Below are 11,871 nucleotides of genomic sequence, written 5' to 3'. Positions count from 1 at the left end.
AGGTTGTGAGACACACAGTTGTTCACCCGCGACGACGGCTGTGCTGGATAGCAGCAACCGGCACAATCAAGTAAGCACTTATCCACATGGAGGAATAACAGTGGCAAACGTCAACATCACCCCGCTTGAGGACCGCATCCTGGTGCAGATCGTCGAGGCCGAGACCACCACCGCTTCCGGCCTGGTCATCCCGGATTCCGCCAAGGAGAAGCCGCAGGAGGCCACCGTCATTGCCGTGGGCGCGGGGCGCTTTGATGAGAAGGGCGAGCGTATCCCGGTAGACGTCAAGGAGGGCGATACCGTGATCTTCTCCCGCTACGGCGGCACCGAGATCAAGTACGAGGGCCAGGAGTACCTGATCCTCTCCGCTCGCGACGTCCTCGCCGTCGTAGCCAAGTAGGGGATAGCGCATGGCAAAGCTGATTGCATTCGACCAAGAGGCCCGCGAGGGCATTCTGCGCGGCGTCGATACGCTTGCCGACGCCGTGAAGGTCACCCTCGGCCCGCGCGGCCGCAACGTGGTGCTGGACAAGGCCTTTGGCGGCCCCACCGTCACCAACGACGGCGTGACCATCGCCCGCGACATCGACGTGGAGGATCCCTTTGAGAACCTCGGCGCCCAGCTGGTGAAGTCCGTGGCGATCAAGACCAACGACATCGCCGGCGACGGCACCACCACCGCCACGCTGCTGGCCCAGGCCCTCATCACCGAGGGCCTGCGCAACGTGGCCGCCGGCGCCAACCCCATCGAACTCAACCGCGGCATCGCCGCGGGCGTGGAGAAGGTGGTGGAAGAACTCAAGGCCCGCGCCACCGAAGTCTCCGCCGCCAAGGACGTGGCCAACGTGGCCACCGTCTCCTCCCGCGACGAAGTTATCGGAGAGATGGTCTCCGGCGCGATGGAGAAGGTGGGCAAGGACGGCGTGGTGACGGTGGAGGAATCCACCTCCATCGAGTCCTCCCTGGACGTCACCGAGGGCGTGTCCTTTGACAAGGGCTTTCTCTCCCCGTACTTCATCACCGACACCGAGGCACAGCAGGCGATCCTGGAGGACGCCGTGGTGCTGCTGGTGCGCAACAAGATCTCCTCCCTGCCGGACTTCCTGCCGATCCTGGAAAAGATCGCGGAATCCGGCAAGCAGGCGCTCATCATCGCCGAGGACATCGAGGGCGAGCCCCTACAGGCCCTGGTGGTCAACTCGATCCGCAAGACCCTCAAGGTTGCCGCCGTGAAGTCCCCGTACTTTGGGGAGCGCCGCAAGGCCTTCATGGATGACCTCGCCGTGGTCACCGGGGCCACCGTGGTGGACCCGGAGGTGGGCGTGAACCTCTCCGAATCCGGCACCGAGGTGCTCGGTGGCGCGCGCCGCGTGACCATCACCAAGGATCAAACCGTGATCGTGGACGGCGCCGGAACCGCCGAGGCCCTGGACAACCGCCGCGAGCAGATCCGCCGGGAGATCGAGAACACCGACTCCTCCTGGGACAAGGAGAAGGCCGAGGAGCGCCTGGCCAAGCTCTCTGGTGGCGTGGCCGTGATCAAGGTGGGCGCCGCCACGGAGACCGAGGTGGGCGAGCGTAAACTGCGCGTGGAGGACGCCATCAACGCCGCCCGTGCCGCCGTACAGGAGGGCATCATCGCCGGTGGCGGCTCCGTGCTGGTGCAGATCGCCCGCGAGCTGGAGGCCTTTGCCGAGCAGTTCGAGGGCGAGGCCAAGACCGGCGTGTTGGCGCTCTCCCGCGCCCTGGTGAAGCCGGCCTTCTGGATCGCGGAAAACGCGGGCCTGGACGGCGCCGTGGTGGTGGCTCGCACCGCCGAGCGCGCCAACGGCGAGGGCTTCAACGCCGCCACCCTGGAGTACGGCAACCTCATCGAGCAGGGGATCATCGACCCTGTGAAGGTGACCCACTCCGCCGTGGTGAACGCCGCCTCGGTGGCCCGCATGGTGCTCACCACGGAGGCCTCCGTGGTGGAAAAGCCCAAGGAGGAGGAGTCCGCCGCTGGTGGGCACCACCACCACTAGGTCGGTGAACCTCGCTATAAGCGAGAAGGCTCCCTCGCGCTGCTTTATGGTGGCGTGGGGGAGCCTTTGTGGTTCAAAATCTATGGGGAAGGGATAGGGGTACTATAGTCTTTATCAAATAAGTGTGAGATATTTTTAGTACTCGTAGGGTTGTGACATGGGTGAGGTTTATTCACGGGGGGGTACTGCCCCTGTGAATAAACCTTTATGTCTCAACTATCTTTGATTGCGTTTTTCGCGGCGCGGACGTTCGCGGAGCTGCGCTGCCTGGGTCGTACGAGGAATACTATTCCCATCAGGGGTTTGATTTTTGATAAAACCACTAAGTCCGATGAGTGGTAAAAGATCGGGTTAATATCCGGGGAAGGTGAAAGCGTGCCACCCTCCCTCACCCCTCGGCACTTTCCGCCCGCAGGCGATACGCCATATACGCCCGGATCACATAATCCAGCGCCACGTTCAATCCGATGAGCGAATGGTACTCGCCCACGTGCCAGGAGGGGTGAAGCGCGGTGGAACAGTAATGAATATTCCACCGCGAGGCCGCCGCCAGGGGATTACTGCTCAACCGAGTCACCGCTAGGGTGGGCACCCCGCGCAGCGAGGCGGCCCGAGGAATCTCCACAAAGTCCGGGTTGGTGCCGCCCAGGGAGATGAGCACGAGGGTGTCGCTGGCTTCCATCATGGGCAGGCTGACCTTCATCTCGGTGAGATCGGTAATCACCGTGGCCTGCTTGCCGTTGGCCATGAGGGACTTGGCGAATTCCGAGGCCGCCAGGCGCTGCGAGGAGCCGGTGCCCAGGCAATAGATGGCCCGGGACTCATAGAGCCGGGAGACGATAGGAGCAACGGAGAGCGATTCGAGGTGGGTTAGGGTGCCCAGGAGGTCGTCCCGCTGGAGGGCGATGGGATCGGGAGCCTGGTGGTGTTCCATCTCCCGCAGGGAGGTGCGGATAAAGTATTTCATCTCCGCGAATCCGGAAAACCCCAGACGCTTGGCCAACCGCATCACCGAGGAGGTGGAGGTGTAGGTGCGCTGCGCGATCTGCTGGACGGAGGATTCCGTGGCCTCGGCCTGGTGGGCCAGCAGGTAGGCGAGGATGTCGCGCTCGGTATCGTTCCAGGAGCCTTGGGTGGAGGCCACGATGCTTTCCAGGTTCACCGTATCCTCCCAAAAGCGCGGCGTCGTTATGCGTGGTTAGCATAGCAACGCCGCGCTCGGTGGGGGAATTGGTTAGGAGGAGCCTCCCATGAGGCTTTCAAACTTGTCTCGCACCTGGGGCACGTCCATGCCCACGATCACCTGGATAGCGGTGCCCTTGTTGACCAGGCCGAGGGCACCGGCTTCTTGGAACTCGTCGGCCCCGGCCACCTTGTCCGGTTCCGCCACGGACACGCGCAGGCGGGTGGCGCAGTTGTTCACGGAGGTGATGTTTTCCGCCCCGCCGAGGAGGGTGAGGAAATCGGTGGCGCGCTGGATATAAGGATCGGTGGGCTCTGCGGTGGCTACCGACGCCGGGGCGGCACCCTCCGGGGAGGCCTCCGACGTTGGTGCGGCAGGGGCGGCGTCGTCAGTAGAGCCCTTTTTCTTGGCCTCCCGATATTCCTGCTTGGAGTAGAGCTTGACGTCCTTGTTGTCCTCGCGGCCGGGGGTCTTGAGGTTGAGTTTGAGGATGAGGAAGCGGAAGAGCACAAAGTAGACCACGGTGAAGCACAGCCCCACGCCGATCTGCATGATGTAGGTGGCGTGGTGCTGAGCCCACAGCGGCACCCAGTTTTGCGCGATGAAGTCGATGAGCCCGCCGCCCATGTTTCCGGCGAGGCCGAGCTGGTACATGATGGCGGTCATCAAGCCGGAGAGCACGGCGTGAATGGTGAACAGGAGCGGGGCGACGAAGAGGAAGGTGAACTCCAGGGGCTCGGTGATGCCGGTGAGCATGGCGGTGAGCACCACCGGGATCAGCAGCGCCAGGGTGGCCTTGCGCTTTTCCGGCTTGGCGGTGGTGTAAAAGGCGGCGGCGATGCCCAGGGGCGCAAAGACCTTGGGGTTGCCGTGCAGGGCAAAGCCGCCGCCGGGGAACTGCTCGTTGAGTGGGGCGCTGGATTCCGCGTAGGTGGTGAGGTTGCTGACCCAGTGCGCCTGGATTCCCTCCGGCACCACGGCGGGGCCAAACACAAAGGGCGAGTACACAAAGTGGTGCAGGCCGGTGGGAATGAGAATGCGTTCCAGGAACGTGTAGAGGCCCACGCCCAGGGAGCCGGAGGTCATCAGGAAGCCCTGGAGGGAGGAAATACCCAGCTGCACCTGGGGCCAGATGAAGCACACGATCAGCGCTAGGGGCAGCATGATGAAGATGCCCACGATGTACACGAACTGGCTGCCCTGGAAGATGCCCAGGAACTCCGGGAGCTTCTTTTCAAAGTATCGGTTGTGGATCCACACGGCCACCGCAGAGATGAAGATGGCGCCCAGAATGCCGGTATCGAGGGTCTTGATTCCCGCGATCATCTTGAGCCCGGATTCCCCGCCCGGCTCGGCGGCATAGTCGATGCCGAAGGAGGAGCCAAAGACTTCCAGGAAGCCCGCCACGAAGTAGTTGAAGGTGAGGTAGAGCAGCGCGGCTTCGAGCACCGCGCGGGCGTTGGCCATCTTGGCCAGGGCGATGGGCAGGCCCAACACAAAGAGCAGTTCCATCTGGTTGAACACGGTCCAAGCGCCGGATTCCCACACCCGCCAGAAGTTGCTCCACCAGGTTCCGGGAGCCGCCAGATCCCCCATGAGCTGCTCGTTTTGGGCGATGATGGCCAGGGCAACGGCCAGGCCAGCCACGGCGAAGAGCAGCACGGGGGCGAGCATGGCGCTGCCAAATCTCTGCACTTTTTCCATCATGGTTGCAGTACCTTTTCTCTGTCTCACGATCTTTCGCGCGGCCCCTCCCACAGGCTCAAAGCGGGTTACAAACCGCGCGGGTGAAGGGCGTTGGGATCACTCTAAGCCGAGTACCAGCAAATACCGGCCTCGCGGGAAGATTGCGGCATAAGTTCCACGGTTTTGGCATAGATTCCGCGCCTTGGCCGCCCATGAGCCCAGGGAGGAGGCAGGCGAGACTCTAGGCTTGGGTGCGCGCAGCCAAGCACGCGGGCCGTGCGTGGGCCGCCTGCGCCGCCCGCAGCGAAATCCCCACCCACGGCCCCAATGAGAAGGAGCCTCGCCGTGAAAGTTCTCAGCCTCAACGCACATAGTTGGTGCGAGCCGGATCAACCCGCCAAGATCATGGATACCGCCCGCCTCATCGTGGAAGAAGGCGTGGACGTGGTGGCGGTGCAGGAGGCCAACCAGCTCCAGGGTGGGGTGCCCTGGCGCTCCACGCGGTACGGCGGCCCGAGTGCGTTGCCGATGGGGGCGGATAATTACGCGCAGGCGCTCGCGGAGGCCTGCGCGCACCTGGGCGGGGAGTATCGCTGTTACTGGGCTGAGGCGCACCAGGGCTTTGGCAAGTATGACGAGGGCGTGGGGCTGCTGGTGCGGGCGGAGGAACACGCGGCGGAGGCGCACGCCGTGGTGCTGGCGGAGTACCCCTACGCGGACGTGCGGCGTCGCGTGGCCCTGGCGCTGAAGATACGGGGCTGGGGCTGGGTGCTCTCCGGGCACTTTTCCTGGTGGAAGCGGGAGGGGCAGGCCCTCTTTGCCCAGGAATGGGAGGCGATCGAGGGCTTCGCCCGGCGGCACCCCGGAGAGCGCGTATGCGTGGCCGGCGATCTCAACAATCCGGCCACCGTGGCGGGGGAGGGCTATAGCCTGATCCGGCAACGGGGGTGGATGGATACCCGCGACCTGGCGCGCGATGTTGAGGGGCATGACACCATCGCGGGCAAGATCTCTGGTTGGGAGGGGGCGCGGGCCGGCGCGAGGATTGATTACGTGCTGGTGAATGAGCCGCTGCCGGTGGCCTCGCACCGGGTGGTATTCGCGGGAGAGGGCTCGCCGGTGGTCTCGGATCACTATGGCGTGTTGGTAGACATGGAGCAGGATACGGGAAAGGGAGAAGAGCATGACGCAGGAGAATAAATGCCAGTGGTGGCATGACGCGGTGGTGTACCAGATTTATCCGCGCAGCTTCCGCGATTCCAATGGCGATGGCATAGGAGATATTCCGGGGATCACGCAGCAGCTTCCTTACCTCAAGGACCTGGGCGTGGACGTGCTGTGGCTGTGCCCGGTGTATCGCTCGCCCAATGACGATAACGGGTATGACATTTCCGATTATCGGGACATCATGGAAGAGTTTGGCACCCTTGAGGACTTCGATGCGCTCCTTGAGGCCGCGCACGGCTTGGGCCTCAAGATCATGATGGATTTGGTGGTCAATCACACCTCGGACGAACACGAATGGTTTATCCGCTCCCGCGCCAGCAAGGACAACCCCTACCGGGACTATTACATTTGGCGGGATGCTTCCGGTTATGCGGAGGATGGCACGCCGCTGCCGCCCAATAACTGGGGTTCGGAGTTCGGCGGATCGGCCTGGGAGTGGGACGAGCGCACCGAGCAGTTCTACCTGCACATGTTCTCCCGCAAGCAGCCAGATCTGAACTGGGAGAACCCGGCCGTGCGCGAGGAAATCTTCGAGATGATCCGCTGGTGGCAGGAGCGCGGCGTCGATGGTTGGCGCGTGGACGCCATCGGCACGGCGGACAAGCCGGAGGGCTTCCCCGACGATCCCTATCAGGAGCCGGGCCGGGTGACCTCCTCCATGCGTTTTGTGAATAACCGGCCCAAGGTACACACCTGGCTGCACATGATGAATCGGGAGGCGTGGTCGCGTGGCGGCGCCATCGTGACCGTCGGGGAGCTGTCCGGCCCCACGCCCGAGGACGGGGTGCTCTACACCGCCCCGGAGCGGGAGGAACTCAGCCAGATCATTCATTTTGAGCACGTGAGCCTGGGCAACGATCCTCGTTTTGATAAGTGGAGCCTGGATCGCCCCGGCCTGGTGGAACTCAAGGAGGTGCTGGATTCCTGGCAGCGGGGCCTGTACGGCAAGGGCTGGAACGCCCTGTACTGGGACAATCACGATCAGCCCCGCGCGGTTTCCCGCTTTGGCGATGACCGCCCCGAGTTCCGGGAGGCCTCGGCCAAGGCCCTGGCCACGGCGCTGTACCTCCAGCAGGGCACCCCGTACATCTACCAGGGGCAGGAACTGGGCATGACAAACGTGGCCTTCCCCCGCATCGAGGACTACCGCGACCTGGACAGCGTGAACTGGTACCGCACCGTGGTGGAGGAACGAGGGGAACTCAGCGCCAGGGAGGCCCTGGCCCGAGTGCACGCCCGGGGGCGGGATAACGCGCGCACGCCAATGCAATGGAACGCGCGGGCGCAGGCGGGGTTTAGCGGGGACAAGCCGCAGGCGCAGCCCTGGATCGCCGTCAACCCAGGCTACCCGGAGATCAACGCGGAGGATCAGCACGGCGACCCGGCCTCGGTGCTGAACTACTATCGACGCCTCCTGCACCTGCGCAAGGGCCCCCTGCGCGAGGTAGTGCGCGAGGGAACCTACGAGCCGCTCGCGGCGGAGAACCCCAGCGTGTACGCTTATCGGCGCGCATGGGGAGGGGCCCTGCTGGTGGTGGCGGTGAACTTCACCTCGCGGGAGGTGGAGTGCCCCCGCGAGGTGTGCGCGGCCCTGGAGGAGGGGGAGGCGCTGCTGGGTAACTATGAGGAGGCCACCACCACGTCGGTCCTGCGCCCCTGGGAGGCTCGGGTGGTGCTGCGCGGGGCTCCCGAGGCTCCTGAGGCATAGGCGAGGCGGTTTTTGCGCAGGAGCGTCATGCGCTCGGACTCGCTCATGCCGCCCCAGATGCCATAGGGCTCTGCCACGCGCAGGGCGTGATCGCGGCAGAGATCCATGACGGGGCAGGTCTGGCAGATGGCCTTGGCCTTGTTTTCACGCAAGGTGCGGGCGCGCCCGCGCTCGCCATCGGGGTGATAGAACATCTCGGAGTTCTTTCCGCGGCAGGCTCCGTGAAGCTGCCAATCCCATAGGTCTGCGTTGGGGCCAGGGAGAAGATGCGGCTGGGACATGAAAAGGATCTCCTTGAGCAAGCGGATCAATGGTCAGCAGTGAGTGTGAACCTTCTAAGTGAACGGAAAGTGGACGGCGGGTTACGGGCATGTGGATTCCTGGTGTGCAAAACGGAAACATACAGGCTAATCACGGTTTTTGGGGAAAGTAAAACCTGGGTAAACTTCGCGCCGCCCCGCGTGTTTGGCACCTAGACCATGAACGGATACCGGCTTAAAGTATGCTGAATCCGGTATTCCATAGCAGTCCCGTCACCGTGAGAAAAGAGCAGGAAGTGAGTGAAGCCGAACAAGAATTACAGGCTCTCGTCCCCGCCGCGGTGACGGGGGATCGCGGTGCCTTGCAGAGAATCCTGGAGATCATTCACCCATTGGTGCTGCGGTACGTGCGCGCCCGGATCAGTACCGGGCGCATTCCGGGGGCGGAGGACATCGCTCAGGAGGCCTGCCTGGCTGTGGTGCATTCCATCGAGCGGTACACGGATCGCGGACGGCCCTTCATGGCCTACGTGTACGGGGTGGTCAGCCACAAGGTAGCCGACGCCCGCCGCATGTACGTCCGCGATCAATCCCACCCCACCGAGGAGATCCCGGACTCCGTCTCAGGGGAGGCCAATCCCGAGGAAGAAGCGCTGGTCAAAGACGGTAGTAACAGAGTGCGCGAACTTCTCGATTCTCTTAGCGAGAGATCGCGTGAGATCATCACCTTGCGCGTATTGGTGGGACTATCCGCAGAGGAAACCACAGAAATGGTGGGCAGCACCCCCGGCGCCGTGCGCGTGGCGCAGCACCGGGCGCTGGTGAGTTTGCGCAAGGCAGTAGAAGAAGGAGAGCGATGATGAACGATCCTCGTGAACAGCGCGAGCTAGAGTTCAGCGACGCCTTCCTGACCGAACTCTCGCGAGGGATCGACCGCAGCGAGGGCACCGACCCCCTGGCCGGGATGCTGCTGGAGCTGCGGAGCGACGTCGATAAGCCCATGCCCGAGCCCCCGCGCCTCCAGGCACAGGTGGTGGACATGCGCTCCCGACGCCGCGTGCGGCCGCTCTTCGTCGGGCTAGTGGGAGCCGCCGCGGCCACACTCGTGATTGCAGGAAGCGGCGCGGTGCTGCTCAACGCGGGGCCGGACTCCCCGCTGTACGGCCTTTCCACCAAGCTCTTCCCGCGCCAGGATGCCTCCCCGGATGTGGTGGAGCTGGCCGGAACCTTGGAAGAGATGAACAGCCTGGCCGAGCGCGGGGACATGGACGGCGTGCGGCTGCTCATAGAACAGCGCGGCTCATGGCCAAGGACATGGAGGCGGCCTCCCGAGCCGCGAACAACCGCGCGCCCGCGGGAGATAGCGCCGCTTCCTCGCCGGGGAACCCCGCGCGAGGGGACAAGGAGACCACCGTGACGGTGACCACCACGGTGCCGGGCACGGCGGCCCCCGCCCCGGCCCCGGAAGGGCAGCAGGCCCCTGGCGAGAATCCCGCCGCCGAACCCCAGGCCACGGTCACGGAGACCCACACGATGACGGTGACCGCCACCGTCACCGCGACGCCGGGCCAAGGAGGCCAGGCACACGGCGGCCCCGTGGAGGCCGGGATTCCTTATTCCGAGCCGACGGCAGCTGCCGTGGCACCCACGCAGGAAAGCCCCTCCCTAGCGGGAGGGGAGCAGGAGGATACCGGCGCTCAAGCGGGTGTAGCGGGGGAGTAAACCGCTACTGATCCCGCAGCCCGTCGAGGTATCCCAGGGCATAATCCCACGGCACGTAGGCCTGGATATTGGGGGCGGCACCGGGCTCGTGCACGGGACTGAGGGTGTTTTCCAGCGTCGCGCGCATGTTAGCGGCGAGGATATCCCAGCTAAAGTAGTGGTTCTCCTCGCAATCCTCGCAGAAAAAAAAGATGCCCAGGATACCCTTGGGGTCGAGCACGGCCTTGAACTCCCGCACGAGGGCGAGGTCGCGTTCGATGCCGGCGCGTTCTTCGTCTGTCAGCGGCGGCATGGGTTCGTCCCCACCGAGGAACGAGGCGGGATCGTTCGGGTCATCGGCAAAGGGATCAAGCGGCATCTGAGAGTCGAAGTTCACACCGCCGATCCTATGATTAGCCCCCGCATGCTGGCAATTCTCCCCCGTTACCCTGATGCGGAACATCTGGTTAGAGTAGGTGGTTAAAGTAAAAGGGAAGGCGAACACCCCGCGGGGCAGGCATATCAACAGTGAGGAGAGTTTTACATGGTGCAGCAGGTATCTACTGGTGGCGACGATCCCAATAAGGTACTGCTGCGAGGCTTGACTTTCGACGACGTGCTTTTGCTGCCCGCCGAGTCAAACGTGGTGCCCAGCGACGTGGACACCTCCTCGCAGTTCACCCGCAACATTCGGCTGGGCCTGCCCATCGCCTCGGCGGCGATGGATACCGTCACCGAGGCGCGCATGGCTATTGCTATGGCCCGACAGGGCGGCATCGGCGTTCTCCACCGCAACCTCTCCGCCACGGAACAATCCGAGCAGGTGGAGATCGTCAAGCGCTCCGAGTCCGGCATGGTCACCGACCCCGTGACGTGCAGCCCGGAGATGACGATCGCGGAGGTAGACGCGCTGTGCGCCCGGTTCCGCATCTCCGGCCTGCCCGTGGTGGATGAGCAGGGCGTTCTGGTGGGCATCTGCACCAACCGCGACATGCGCTTTGAACCAGACACCCACCGCCGCGTGAGCGAGGTGATGACCCCCATGCCGCTGGTGATCGCGGAGGAGGGCGTGACCAAGGAGCAGGCCCTGGAACTGCTCAGCGCCAACAAGGTGGAAAAACTGCCCATCGTGGACAAGCAGGGCAAACTGGTGGGCCTCATCACGGTGAAGGACTTTGTGAAGTCCGAGCAGTACCCCAACGCCTCCAAGGATTCCTCCGGCCGCCTGCTCGTGGCCGCGGGCATCGGCACCGGCCAGGACTCCTACGAGCGCGCCGGGCTCCTGGTGGAGGCCGGGGTGGACGTGCTCATCGTGGATTCCGCCCACGCGCACAACAACCGCGTGCTGGAAATGGTCTCCCGCGTGCAGAAGGACTTTGGTAACCGCGTGGACGTGGTGGGCGGCAACCTGGCCACCCGCGAAGCGGCGCAGGCGATGGTGGACGCGGGTGCGGACGGCATCAAGGTAGGCATCGGCCCCGGTTCCATCTGCACCACCCGCGTGGTGGCGGGCGTGGGTGCCCCCCAGATCACGGCCATCCTGGAGGCCAGTGCTGCGGCGACCCCCGCTGGCGTGCCGATCATCGCTGACGGCGGCATGCAGTTCTCCGGCGACGTCGCCAAGGCTCTTGCCGCCGGTGCCAGCACCGTCATGCTCGGTTCGATGCTGGCCGGTACCACGGAGGCCCCCGGCGACATCGTGGTGGTGGGCGGCAAGCAATACAAGCGCTACCGCGGCATGGGCTCGATGGGAGCCATGCAGGGGCGCGGCCTGACCGGAGAGAAGCGCTCCTACTCTAAGGATCGCTACTTCCAGGCGGACGTGAAGAGCGAGGACAAGCTGGTGCCGGAGGGAATCGAGGGGCGCGTGCCCTTCCGCGGCTCCATCGACACCATCACGCACCAGATCGTGGGCGGCCTGCGGGCGGCGATGGGCTACACCGGCTCCGCGACGATCCCCGATCTGCACCGGGCTCGCTTTGTACAGATCACCACGGCGGGCCTGAAGGAAAGCCACCCGCACGACATCACCCAGACCGTCGAGGCCCCCAACTACCACTAAGCACCAGGAGACCCGAATAC

General features: G+C 64.3%; 12 protein-coding genes. 8 read left to right on the top strand and 4 right to left on the bottom strand.

The genetic code is table 11. From position 1 onward, the window contains the following. The first annotated feature begins 100 nt into the window (after positions 1-100). Together groES and groL are read left to right on the top strand one after the other, a co-directional pair. Positions 101-400 carry a co-chaperone GroES gene (gene groES, locus Cocul_RS04935; RefSeq protein ID WP_055122206.1) on the top strand — a complete coding sequence of 100 codons (300 nt, stop codon included), beginning with the start codon at positions 101-103 and terminating at the stop codon, positions 398-400. A 10-nt stretch (positions 401-410) separates the two neighbouring features. After that, on the top strand, positions 411-2,024 hold the full coding sequence (gene groL, locus Cocul_RS04930) for a chaperonin GroEL (RefSeq protein WP_055122205.1): 1,614 nt from the start codon (positions 411-413) through the stop codon (positions 2,022-2,024). 388 nt (positions 2,025-2,412) lie between these two features. Here the strand turns inward: groL and Cocul_RS04925 are convergent, their stop codons facing one another. Both Cocul_RS04925 and Cocul_RS04920 read right to left on the bottom strand, forming a co-directional pair. Next, positions 2,413-3,186, bottom strand: a complete 774-nt coding sequence (locus tag Cocul_RS04925) for a MurR/RpiR family transcriptional regulator (RefSeq protein WP_055122204.1) — start codon at positions 3,184-3,186, stop codon at positions 2,413-2,415. Positions 3,187-3,258: 72 nt separating this feature from the next. After that, on the bottom strand, positions 3,259-4,914 hold the full coding sequence (locus Cocul_RS04920) for an alpha-glucoside-specific PTS transporter subunit IIBC (protein WP_055122203.1): 1,656 nt from the start codon (positions 4,912-4,914) through the stop codon (positions 3,259-3,261). Positions 4,915-5,238: 324 nt separating this feature from the next. Between Cocul_RS04920 and Cocul_RS04915 the strand changes: the two genes are divergently transcribed. After that, a complete protein-coding gene (locus Cocul_RS04915) occupies positions 5,239-6,093 on the top strand; it encodes an endonuclease/exonuclease/phosphatase family protein (RefSeq protein ID WP_055122202.1) in 855 nt (284 codons plus the stop codon). Further along, entirely contained in the window at positions 6,077-7,828 is a 1,752-nt protein-coding gene (locus tag Cocul_RS04910) for an alpha-glucosidase (RefSeq protein WP_055122201.1), read from the top strand. The genes Cocul_RS04915 and Cocul_RS04910 overlap by 17 nt, the downstream gene beginning before the upstream one ends. Here the strand turns inward: Cocul_RS04910 and Cocul_RS04905 are convergent. Next, the gene (locus tag Cocul_RS04905; protein WP_082422218.1) at positions 7,741-8,109 is read right to left on the bottom strand and encodes a WhiB family transcriptional regulator; all 369 of its coding nucleotides are present in this window, start codon (positions 8,107-8,109) and stop codon (positions 7,741-7,743) included. The genes Cocul_RS04910 and Cocul_RS04905 overlap by 88 nt on opposite strands. A 275-nt stretch (positions 8,110-8,384) precedes the next feature. Here Cocul_RS04905 and Cocul_RS04900 point away from each other — a divergent pair, with 275 nt between their 5' ends. The 3 genes from Cocul_RS04900 to Cocul_RS04890 are packed head-to-tail and all read left to right on the top strand — an operon-like array spanning position 8,385 to position 9,810. Continuing rightward, positions 8,385-8,948 carry a sigma-70 family RNA polymerase sigma factor gene (locus Cocul_RS04900; RefSeq protein ID WP_055122199.1) on the top strand — a complete coding sequence of 188 codons (564 nt, stop codon included), beginning with the start codon at positions 8,385-8,387 and terminating at the stop codon, positions 8,946-8,948. Further along, positions 8,948-9,505: a hypothetical protein gene (locus Cocul_RS04895; RefSeq protein WP_055122198.1), complete on the top strand. Its 558-nt coding sequence runs from the start codon at positions 8,948-8,950 to the stop codon at positions 9,503-9,505. The genes Cocul_RS04900 and Cocul_RS04895 overlap by 1 nt, the downstream gene beginning before the upstream one ends. Continuing rightward, positions 9,502-9,810 (top strand): hypothetical protein, encoded by a 309-nt coding sequence (locus Cocul_RS04890; RefSeq protein WP_055122197.1) that lies wholly within the window; start codon positions 9,502-9,504, stop codon positions 9,808-9,810. Before Cocul_RS04895 ends, Cocul_RS04890 begins: the two co-directional genes overlap by 4 nt. Before the next feature lie 4 nt (positions 9,811-9,814). On the opposite strand, the gene Cocul_RS04885 is transcribed toward Cocul_RS04890, so the two are convergent. Then, positions 9,815-10,186, bottom strand: coding sequence for a DUF5319 domain-containing protein (locus Cocul_RS04885; RefSeq protein WP_055122196.1), 372 nt, complete (start codon positions 10,184-10,186; stop codon positions 9,815-9,817). Positions 10,187-10,333: 147 nt separating this feature from the next. On the opposite strand from Cocul_RS04885, the gene guaB reads away from it, so the two are divergent. Next, a complete protein-coding gene (guaB, locus tag Cocul_RS04880) occupies positions 10,334-11,851 on the top strand; it encodes an IMP dehydrogenase (protein ID WP_055122195.1) in 1,518 nt (505 codons plus the stop codon). Positions 11,852-11,871: the final 20 nt, after the last annotated feature.

It is taken from the genome of Corynebacterium oculi, assembly GCF_001412105.1.
Classification (GTDB): Bacteria; Actinomycetota; Actinomycetes; order Mycobacteriales; family Mycobacteriaceae; genus Corynebacterium; species Corynebacterium oculi.
Note: the sequence above shows the minus strand (reverse complement) of the source record. Positions and strands in the feature narration are given on the sequence as shown.

Excerpts from the sequence above, each read along its gene's own strand:
- groL (WP_055122205.1), top strand. The coding sequence starts at position 411 with ATGGCAAAGCTGATTGCATTCGACCAAGAGGCCCGCGAGGGCATTCTG.
- Cocul_RS04920 (WP_055122203.1), bottom strand. The coding sequence starts at position 4,914 with ATGATGGAAAAAGTGCAGAGATTTGGCAGCGCCATGCTCGCCCCCGTG.
- Cocul_RS04910 (WP_055122201.1), top strand. The coding sequence starts at position 6,077 with ATGACGCAGGAGAATAAATGCCAGTGGTGGCATGACGCGGTGGTGTAC.
- Cocul_RS04905 (WP_082422218.1), bottom strand. The coding sequence starts at position 8,109 with ATGTCCCAGCCGCATCTTCTCCCTGGCCCCAACGCAGACCTATGGGAT.
- Cocul_RS04895 (WP_055122198.1), top strand. The coding sequence starts at position 8,948 with ATGAACGATCCTCGTGAACAGCGCGAGCTAGAGTTCAGCGACGCCTTC.
- guaB (WP_055122195.1), top strand. The coding sequence starts at position 10,334 with ATGGTGCAGCAGGTATCTACTGGTGGCGACGATCCCAATAAGGTACTG.